Genomic DNA, 8,813 nt, shown 5'->3' with positions numbered 1-8,813 from the left:
GATGACGATGTAAGACCAACGCCTACGATAGTGAAGGTCTCAGACATATTTATTCCGTGTGTAGTTGGTTCAGGCCCTCGGGACGATTTAACAAGTAGGCGTGTCGATGATGGTTCCCGGAGCCTGAAAATAAAAAAGCCAGCGACAGGCTGGCAATGTGAGGGTAAGGCAATGTCGGCTCTCCGGCCGAAGGGTCCCAGGTAGTGGGTTCTGGTGTGTGGCGATCGGACTCGAACCGATACTCAGGTTCAGCATTAGCATCATGCCTGCCATGCTGGCTATGCCAGTTGATGCATTACTCTACCCATCTAACCCGCAAGCGGGAATTGAGTTACACCACAACGGACAGAGCACTGAGCACTTCGCGCCAACTCCATGCTGCTGCGTGGGTTGGGTTATGAGCCCTTCACGCCAATGCTCTTTCCTGTTGTGCAGATACAAAAAAGGCCGCCTAAGCGACCTGTTTTAAATTTCTTCCTTATGGGTTTCGGTTGAATGGTTCGACGGTGAAATCAGTCATCCTTCCGCTCGCTTCTAACCCTGCAATAAAGCCAGAAAGCAGATTGGTATACATATCAGCAGTCGCTTCACTCTCAACATATCCGCTAATAGTGTCGAAACGCTTTCCATCCCAGTAAAGACCATCAGGAATAGGAAAGGCATGCTTAAATTCCATTACCGTGGAGCTTGAATCAAAGTCCATATCAACCTCGTCTTAATTGCTCGTCATTGTTCGCTATGGCAGGCGGTGACGATACCGCTTTTCGATTGGCCTATCTAGCCATAGCCAACTAAAAAGCCCAAGGCGTTAACCTCGGGCTCTGTCATTCTTTCTGATGCCGGACTTTCCCGGCGGTCATCGGTTTGCAGTTCTCACGATACTGCCGCCCTCAAAGAGGTCTGGCCTACGATGGCTCCTTTGGCGCACCCAACCCGAAACGCTCGCCTCAAGGCATACCTTTGGGCAAAATTCTCGGATGTAAAATAAAGCCCCGCACGATGGCGAGGCTGTTAATTCTTTGTCGACCTACGAAGCTATGGCGACGATATCAGATTTACATGAAATATATGCGTTTCAGTTCGGTTTTGCAAGACTTACATCTAAATTTGTCGCCTTTTGTTGTGAACGTGATCGCGTTACGGAGATAAGCGCACCGCTATCGAGCCGCTTAAAGCTGTTACGCATAGCCAGCCAGTGAGGCAGATACGTTTCTGTCCAGGTGGATTTAGCCACGCCCACCAGCTCCGCCAACGCCTGATATTCATACGTCTCACGTCCCGCCAGCTCTGCCTTCACGTCCTGCGCCGCCAGCCAGACAAGTTTCTTCAGGCGATCCATCGTCTTGCCGGCCACCTTCTTCGCGCCGAGCTGCTCCAGGAACTCCGCCCAGGCCCATTGGGTAATCGCTATCTGGTACTCGAAGCGGATATTCTCGCTGTAATTCCAGAGCAGCCACGCTTTCTGGTGGTCTTCCAGCGACAGGACAGCGCGGCGCCACGATGCGGTTCCGTACTCTACCGGGCTGACCAGCGCGATTGACGATCCCTTGGCACGTGACTGACTGCCACTCATCGGTGGTCCGTCCGGGTTGACCATGCGCTGCTTATCATTGTCGAATACCTTTTTCCGGCCCCGGCTGCGCGCCGTCGCGGTGAATTGCGCGTTCTCGGCGAAAGCTACCAGTTGCCCTTTCGTCGCCCCGCTCAGATCTGCGGTCGCCACAATGAGCTGCTGACGTACGTATTCCAGTTGCTGACTGTTCATGCGGCTTCCTTCTGTGGCTGATTGGTTTTGGTCCGGCTGTGCTTTGCTACTGGTGGCAGGCTGGCGCGCTTAACGCTTTCTGCCTGATACCGGAGAAGTTCTGAAAAATTCATAAGTCCTCCCGGTCTGGGTGAAGGCTTTTCAGCATTTGGTACTTTCTTTGAAACCGAATACCTTTACTGATTGCTGAGAACTGAATGCGACATTTTTTGTAATTGATATGACTGATAATGCCCATCGCGATCAGCGGAATGAGGTAAAAGGCCAGCAGAAATAAAGATTCAAGTTTCATGCGGCCTCCCGCTGTTTCAGTGCCTTGAGCTTGGCGCGGTACTCATCGCGGATCCGGATGAAGTCTTCCCGGCGGTAGTTGGTCATTTCGTGGGGGCTATTGAGCCAGTCGACGTAATCCTGCCCGTAACGAGCGACCAGGCCAGCTTCGTATTGCTTCGCGACCGTCGCCTCTTTGGCGGTGAACTTACCAGCCCCGGCATTACAGGATTTGCACTGCTTATGGGCGTTGCGTTCTTCAAAGCGCAGCTCAGGGTTGGCACCGACCGTTTTGAAGTGGCCGCAGTCCCATTGGCCGCCATGCAGATCAGGCGGATTGGTCTCGCCGCAGCTGATGCATGGCAAATCAGCATCACGCGCACGGATGTAGGCGTTGAATGCCTGCTGAGCCTGCGCCTTGTAGTAACCGTTAGGTCTGAGCTCTGCCAATCGCGCTTTACGGCGCTGGCGGCCTGCCTTCTCTTCGGTGCGCTGGCGATGCGCTTCCTTCTTCTTGGCGGCTTCACGGGCTTTTGCGGTCTGTTCTTTGCCAATCGCGCTGGCGCACTCAAAGCTGCAAACAACTTGCCCGTCGCGTACCGGGTGGAACCACTGACGACACGATTTGTGGGCGCACTTGCGGCGCGGTAACTTAGCCATGTGCCCTCCGTGCCGCGAGTCGCAGCCATTTCTGATCCACCAGGCGGGCGGTATAGCCTTTCAGGGTCGGGATGTCGGACGGCTTAACCTCTGGCTTGCGCTGGCGGCGCGCCGGGAGGCGGAAGATTTCGTTTGTGATGACGCGAGAAAGTGGAGTAGACATCATGCCTCCTGCTTATCGCGCAGTTGCTGGTATTCACAGCTCTGCGGAATGGTCAGGTGGCAGCCGATATTCATCGCCCAGGCTTCGACTTTGCACAGAAAAATGTACATCTCGCCGGTTTCCAGCTCGGACGTATGGCGGAGAGATTGGACCGTGGTGACCTCGCCGGACACGACGTCTACCCGGTCCTTGCTTTCGTAGCCGAGATAGGTGTGCTTCATCGCGTCTTTAACCCACTCAGGCGTAGCGAAGGCCTTACCGCGGGCGATGAGGTATTCGCTGATTTCCGTGTACCACATGTGGCTGAGCGCGTTCTGCGACAGGCTGCGCTTCTCGCGCCACGGTTTGACTTGCAGGCGGAAACATTGCCCGGCATCCAGCAATGGCTGAATCTGCTGGCCAATGGCCGCGAAGTTGCCGCTATGGAGTTTGATGCCGTCTACTGGCAGAGTCATACGGCCTCCTTAACGGAAACCGCAGAATGCAGAAAATCGCAGGTGCATTTCTGCATCTGTGACAAGGTGAGGAGTTCAGATTGTGGTCGCATTTAAGTCCCCTTAAATGCGCAGAAGTCACCGGAGTTGTTCAGGCTCCGATGACATGATTATGGCGGGTTGATTATGGAAAATCAATTCACCTGTGAGGCACCGGTTTTGGTTCGCCCCTCATGACAGCGAGTTGCAATTCTTCCTTAGAAGGTAAATTATTAGCAGCCACATTGTATCTTTTTCCATTGCACTCCATCACGTTAACGTTGAGATCGTAAAAACGTAACTCAGATCCAGGTGGTGTTATCTCACAAGCTTTCATCATTACTGGCTTTGATACAACACGAACAACATCTTGGTTATCATCAAATTGCCTAACATCACCGTCATATCCGTGTCCAAAAACGATGTAATCCTGCATGACCGATCTCCTGTCTGTTATTATTTGCCTTCGATTCCTGCTTGCTTGAATGCTTCAATCAAGCGAGTAGCATCCTCTTTACCCCCAGGGAGCACATTTGACTTTTTCAATATATAAGGTGGGAATTTGGTCGTAAGATATTGATGTTTGAACCATCTACGAAATTCAGATAGAGCACCGTCAGGGTAAGCATTGATTATCTGTGGATTAGACCGAGCCTGGAGAAAATCTTCTGGGTAATAATGCTCATAATCAACCCGTTCCCCAAATTCACGCCCCAACTCTTGACTGTTCCAATGGCGAGCCCAGCAACTTCCGACACTTCCATCAGGAACAGTATGTTGGTTTATAGCCAAGCCAGCATTGATGAGATCAACCATCATACCTGCGATTTCATTAAAGATGATAAAGTATCCGTCAGGGACTGAGCCTTTATCTTTGAGAAGTGAAACCCTGTCGTGATAATGGCGCCATGGATCCTCAGGCTGATATTTGAGAGCTTCATATATGAAAGTTTTAAGCCCTTTTTTCGCCAGTTCACGATATGATCTTATAGCAGTTTCACTTTCAGCTTGCTTGGCCTCGAATGCATAGTATTCCAAGATTGCCATGCAGACGACATCTGGATAAGCATGGTACTCAACACCATTGCGAATGATAGGGATGTACAACTTTTCATCAGTAAAACCTTCATTCAGAAGGTATGTACCAATAAATGTCATCCTACCTTTTCGGAAAACACCATGCTCAACTGACTGCGCCCACTCGTCAGTGATTTCTTTAATCCTTAATCGCTGAACGCCACAGACGTTTGCAAGCCCGCTCTGCGTGAGATATGGAATTCCGTTATCAAGAACTCCCATCTCAATACCATTAATTACCGCTTCTTGTTTAACCTCTAAATCCAGAGGAATTGTCCTCAAAGAGGTTGATCTCTGCTGTGGCATAATTGAGCTTATTCCTTTGATTTATTTAATAATTGAGGGTGTTCTCTAAATCAGAAAACACCCTATGATAGCGAGATTAAAAATAAAAATACTCAAGTGAGATCATGTTTTAACTTCGGTCGTGACGCAATCATCGCAGACCAGCACAACCTCGCCCGGTGAGCCGCCTGCTGACATCCGCTCATAGCTTCGTATGCTTCCCATTCCTCCGCATCGCTAAATCTCTCATCTGGCTCTGACTCGAACCCATTGACGATCATGTCTTCTGTGGGCTCCACTGGAACAGCCACCCAACCATCCGGAATCACCGGAGAGTTGCCAGCCTCCAGTCGCTTATTGAGCTCCAAAGCCACCATAGCGATGGTCGAAGTTGTTGGTGAATGCATGTGCGGATTGCTTGCCACAGCCTCCAGCCACACGACATCATTGAAGCGATCGAAGTCGAAATCATCCGGCAACTTGTTAGCCGTCGTTACAGGTTCGGCACCCTGAAGCATGGCGGCGCGGCATGCGTTGTAAACAAACTCCTCCGCGCTGGCGATAGCGTCATCATCCGCAGCACCATAATCAACCAGACGCTGAACGATGCATTTCGTTAATGCGCCAAAGTCAGGCACAGATACCGGCGCTGGCGTGGCGGTGAATAGCGGTTGTAAGATGTATCTGGCATCAGCACGGGCCTCTTCTTCGCTATGGTAAAGTGCGCCATTTCCCATGCACGCCACAGGCTCCGCTTCGAGCGATGCCAGCGCGATACGCGCCAGCTCTAAGTCCATTGCTACATTCAGGTGGCGTGGGAAGCCAGCCACAGCTTTTGTATATCGCTCAATGCTACTTTTAGCTTGCTCGATTAACTGCTCCTTGGTGAATTCTTTGGTAATAGTGCTCATGATCATCCCCTTTCCACGTCGAGCATTTCGTCGTAGTCATATTCGGTTTCAGAACCATCAGTCCCGAACAGGGTAACGGCGTCATCTACCATCCAGAATGATTCGACCGTGTATCGCTTTCCTTGAGAGGTGATAATTACATCGCCAGGCTCAACTTCTTCGGCGCGTATCTGCAGTTTGTCGATGTTGCTCATTGGGCTGCTCCAGGATTTGGTTTCCAGGTGAATTCAGGCGCGATAATCACATCCATGCAGGTGCCACGTTCGTTATACTGCGCAAGCATTTCTAGAATGTCAGAGTCAGTCTGCGTATCTCCGTAGCTCCCAACGATGCAGAGCAATTCGACAGGAGCACCGAGGTTTTGCAGGGCAATCGTCAACTGCTTTGCTAATGCCATTTTCATTGCTTCGTTGCTCATGACTGCACTCCTTTGCTCTTTACTGCGACAGGCTTGCGAGTTAACTGATTGATGTAGCGCTGAAGTTTATTCCAGATTCCAACATGCACGTTGTGGGCATCCACGCAGATGTTGTGAATTTCCACATCATTCTCACCCAGCCCGCCGACCATGCCGACCTCGATAAGCTCACTCATCTTTAAAGAGCTGACGCGCTGAGCCTTGCGCATACGATTGACTATTTTGCGATGTGTCATGACTGCACTCCTTTGCGAAGCTGGTCGGCGAACTTCAGCACAAATCTTACTGTTGATTCATGCCATTCGAGTTTTTCTGTTTCTCTGGCGAACATCTCCACCCCCTGCGCCCGCACTTCAGCCAGGAAAGCGTCCGTTGCTGGGGTTTTGATGTCGTTAAGCGCATCAGTGAATCCGCCGCGATCCATGCCTAATTCAGCTTCGTAATCAGCATCGAACGCAGCGTCTTTGCAGAATTTCTTCAGCCCCGCATTCTCCGCAGCCAGCGCCAACTTAGCTTCACGTTCTGCATTGAGCTTCATCTGCAGATTCTCGATAGTCGCATCAGCTGCGCGGAACTCGCGCTGAGACTCTGCAAGCTTCTGCTCTAACTCAGTGAACTTACGCACCAGGTATTCGGCGTTCGTTTCGTTTACCTTCATGTCGCCAGGCAAGCATTTGCCACGCAGAAAACCTTCCATCTCAAATAATTTCATACCCCTACCCTCCCCCAAACCATCAATACCCTTCTCATCGCCGGACTGTTGCGGCACTCCTGAAATATCCCATTGGTACAGCTTCGTGCCGTACCGGCCTGCTCTTCTGGTGTCGCCAGGCGATAAGTCACCGTTCTCCAGACCTTGCTCACCCGGACAATCTTGCGGGCCCGCTCCAGATCGATGGCGTTCTTCGTGATGCAGTTGATGGTCATGCCGCACTCTGTGGCCACATCCTTCGCGGTGAAGGTCCGGTGCGTTTCGAGATAACGCAGAATTGCCTGTTTTCCTTTCATCTCACACCATCCCGTTCGACTTGTTGCGGTTGTACTTGGCCTGAAGCAGCTGGATCGGCGTTGGCCCATGCTCTGCGGCAGGCGCTGCAATTGCCCGGCGTACCGGCGGCACTGGTTTACCCTCGGTGACGCGCTTCTCCCACATGTCCAGCAGATCGCCCGCTTCGCGCGCCAACTCACCATGCGTTAACTGGCGCTCTGTGCTGCGGTGGCGCAGTTCAACGCAGATGTGGTACATGACCGGCTGCGACCAGGGGAAATGCTCACTGGAGGTGAATTCAAACGAACGGTTACGCCAGTCCCAGTATTCGGCGATCACCTGGTCAACGTTGACGCCCAGCGCGCCGCCGCTCTGCTTGCACCAGGCGACGAACTGGCCCGGCGACGGCAGGAATGGGCGCTCCTGGCGGCGGGCAATGCGCATACCGGCATCGACTTGCGCCATTGAGTGGATCCCGTTCTCTTGAAACGCCAGCAGCCACTGACGGCGGAATTCGTTCAGGTCGTCCTGGGTGCGGAAGTTCGCCATGCTGGCCGGGAACGCGGCACGCAGTTGGTTGAACAGCCCGTTGAACACTTGAGCCACCTGCTCGACCGGTGCGCGTTCCTGGTACTGCTCTGGCAGGTTATGAGCCATGCGGCTCATCTGCTCGCGGTCGTGGTTACGCATCTGCTCTGCAAGAGATTTCATCGAATCACCCCATAAGCCCAGTCAGTGTTGTTGAAGTCCAGATCCGGCTTAGCGGCGCGCTGCTCGCCACCAGCATTGCGCTGCATCGTCAGCTTGTCCCACTGCTTACGCAGGCTTTCCGGGCTCAGGATGTTGGTCTGCCAGAAGTGGTGTTTGCTTGCCCAGTCGTACAGCGCGCAGATGTCCTGGTGCGACCTGTTGTCTATCTGGCGCATCAGGCGAACGGTGTTAGACCAGGAGGTCATGTCCGGGGCTTTGCAGGTTGGGTTAATCAGCTTCACCCTGGTGGAAATCCACTGGGCAGTTTTGAGGTCTTCAGCCGATCCCCACTTAGCACCGGATGGTGTGTAAATCGCAGCTTCTGGATGAGTTGATAAAAATTTCTTGAGACGTGCGTCAGAGGATTCGTCAGAATTCTCGGACGATAAGTTATTTATATTCTTGTTATTACCTTCTTGTTCATGATGTGCGGGGAATTGTGCGGCCTTATGTGCGGTATACCCATCTGAACCCGCGCCGTTACTGGCTTCATCATGTGCGCCTGTATGTGCGGCTTTATGTGCGGGTAAATCGTCCATTTTTTGAGCACATTCGACGTAGTTCGTGATGGTGATCACCCTGCCTTTTCGCTTCTCTCCTTCGATGGAAATCATCCCTTCGCGGACGAAAACAGACAGCATTCTCTCCACTGCGTCGCGGCTTGTCGGGTTGCCCTGGCGGTCACACAACTGAAGGCCTAGATCCGCAGCAGTGACGACCAGTTGACCGGGTTGCAGAGGCCATTGCTTGCCCTTGAAGAATGCCGTGTATGGCTGTCTGGCTGCGTCAATGAGCAGGTTCTCCCACAGCGCGCGCAGGAAAACATCCTTAGCCCAGGACTTCTTCTTGATGCTCCGGTACAACGGGACGTAACCAGATTTCTGGTTCTCCATCCTGTTGCTCCTTGCGGCTGAGTGCGCCGCGAAATTTGCGTAAGCGACGTTCGACACAGTTAAACCTGTTACCAACGGTGCAAAACTGATCCACCCCAGCGGTTGAAAATTGATCCAGGGGTTAATCTGCTCCTCTGAATACAGGGGAGCTTATGATCAC

General features: G+C 52.3%; 16 protein-coding genes. All 16 read right to left on the bottom strand.

The window, feature by feature from the left end:
- Positions 1 to 478: 478 nt before the first annotated feature.
- The gene (locus ACOTZF_RS24795; protein WP_129317992.1) at positions 479 to 703 is read right to left on the bottom strand and encodes a hypothetical protein; all 225 of its coding nucleotides are present in this window, start codon (positions 701 to 703) and stop codon (positions 479 to 481) included.
- Between the two features lie 372 nt (positions 704 to 1,075).
- Positions 1,076 to 1,765: a bacteriophage antitermination protein Q gene (locus ACOTZF_RS24790; RefSeq protein ID WP_129317993.1), complete on the bottom strand. Its 690-nt coding sequence runs from the start codon at positions 1,763 to 1,765 to the stop codon at positions 1,076 to 1,078.
- A 109-nt stretch (positions 1,766 to 1,874) separates the two neighbouring features.
- Positions 1,875 to 2,057, bottom strand: a complete 183-nt coding sequence (locus tag ACOTZF_RS24785) for a hypothetical protein (RefSeq protein ID WP_045332559.1) — start codon at positions 2,055 to 2,057, stop codon at positions 1,875 to 1,877.
- Positions 2,054 to 2,695, bottom strand: coding sequence for a recombination protein NinG (locus ACOTZF_RS24780; protein ID WP_129317995.1), 642 nt, complete (start codon positions 2,693 to 2,695; stop codon positions 2,054 to 2,056). The genes ACOTZF_RS24785 and ACOTZF_RS24780 overlap by 4 nt, the downstream gene beginning before the upstream one ends.
- Positions 2,688 to 2,858 (bottom strand): NinE family protein, encoded by a 171-nt coding sequence (locus ACOTZF_RS24775; protein WP_129317996.1) that lies wholly within the window; start codon positions 2,856 to 2,858, stop codon positions 2,688 to 2,690. Before ACOTZF_RS24775 ends, ACOTZF_RS24780 begins: the two co-directional genes overlap by 8 nt.
- Positions 2,858 to 3,313, bottom strand: coding sequence for a YbcN family protein (locus ACOTZF_RS24770; RefSeq protein WP_129317997.1), 456 nt, complete (start codon positions 3,311 to 3,313; stop codon positions 2,858 to 2,860). The genes ACOTZF_RS24775 and ACOTZF_RS24770 overlap by 1 nt, the downstream gene beginning before the upstream one ends.
- A 178-nt stretch (positions 3,314 to 3,491) precedes the next feature.
- Positions 3,492 to 3,767 (bottom strand): hypothetical protein, encoded by a 276-nt coding sequence (locus ACOTZF_RS24765; protein WP_129317998.1) that lies wholly within the window; start codon positions 3,765 to 3,767, stop codon positions 3,492 to 3,494.
- Between the two features lie 20 nt (positions 3,768 to 3,787).
- Positions 3,788 to 4,714, bottom strand: coding sequence for a hypothetical protein (locus tag ACOTZF_RS24760; protein ID WP_129317999.1), 927 nt, complete (start codon positions 4,712 to 4,714; stop codon positions 3,788 to 3,790).
- 92 nt (positions 4,715 to 4,806) lie between these two features.
- On the bottom strand, positions 4,807 to 5,604 hold the full coding sequence (locus ACOTZF_RS24755; RefSeq protein WP_129318000.1) for a hypothetical protein: 798 nt from the start codon (positions 5,602 to 5,604) through the stop codon (positions 4,807 to 4,809).
- Between the two features lie 2 nt (positions 5,605 to 5,606).
- On the bottom strand, positions 5,607 to 5,798 hold the full coding sequence (locus ACOTZF_RS24750; protein WP_129318001.1) for a hypothetical protein: 192 nt from the start codon (positions 5,796 to 5,798) through the stop codon (positions 5,607 to 5,609).
- Complete coding sequence (locus ACOTZF_RS24745) at positions 5,795 to 6,022, bottom strand: hypothetical protein (protein WP_129318002.1); 228 nt, start codon at positions 6,020 to 6,022, stop codon at positions 5,795 to 5,797. The genes ACOTZF_RS24750 and ACOTZF_RS24745 overlap by 4 nt, the downstream gene beginning before the upstream one ends.
- On the bottom strand, positions 6,019 to 6,258 hold the full coding sequence (locus ACOTZF_RS24740) for a hypothetical protein (protein WP_129318003.1): 240 nt from the start codon (positions 6,256 to 6,258) through the stop codon (positions 6,019 to 6,021). Before ACOTZF_RS24740 ends, ACOTZF_RS24745 begins: the two co-directional genes overlap by 4 nt.
- Positions 6,255 to 6,734 (bottom strand): hypothetical protein, encoded by a 480-nt coding sequence (locus ACOTZF_RS24735; protein WP_241692342.1) that lies wholly within the window; start codon positions 6,732 to 6,734, stop codon positions 6,255 to 6,257. Before ACOTZF_RS24735 ends, ACOTZF_RS24740 begins: the two co-directional genes overlap by 4 nt.
- On the bottom strand, positions 6,731 to 7,030 hold the full coding sequence (locus ACOTZF_RS24730) for a hypothetical protein (protein WP_023303590.1): 300 nt from the start codon (positions 7,028 to 7,030) through the stop codon (positions 6,731 to 6,733). The genes ACOTZF_RS24735 and ACOTZF_RS24730 overlap by 4 nt, the downstream gene beginning before the upstream one ends.
- A gap of 1 nt (position 7,031) precedes the next feature.
- Entirely contained in the window at positions 7,032 to 7,721 is a 690-nt protein-coding gene (locus ACOTZF_RS24725) for a replication protein P (protein ID WP_129318004.1), read from the bottom strand.
- Positions 7,718 to 8,653, bottom strand: coding sequence for a replication protein (locus ACOTZF_RS24720; RefSeq protein WP_129318005.1), 936 nt, complete (start codon positions 8,651 to 8,653; stop codon positions 7,718 to 7,720). The genes ACOTZF_RS24725 and ACOTZF_RS24720 overlap by 4 nt, the downstream gene beginning before the upstream one ends.
- Positions 8,654 to 8,813 lie beyond the last annotated feature (160 nt).

It is taken from the genome of Enterobacter cloacae complex sp. SHL021, assembly GCF_049237765.1.
Lineage (GTDB): Bacteria > Pseudomonadota > Gammaproteobacteria > Enterobacterales > Enterobacteriaceae > Enterobacter > Enterobacter cloacae.
The sequence above is the reverse complement of the archived record's forward strand: the minus strand, read 5'-3'. Positions and strand labels throughout refer to the sequence as shown.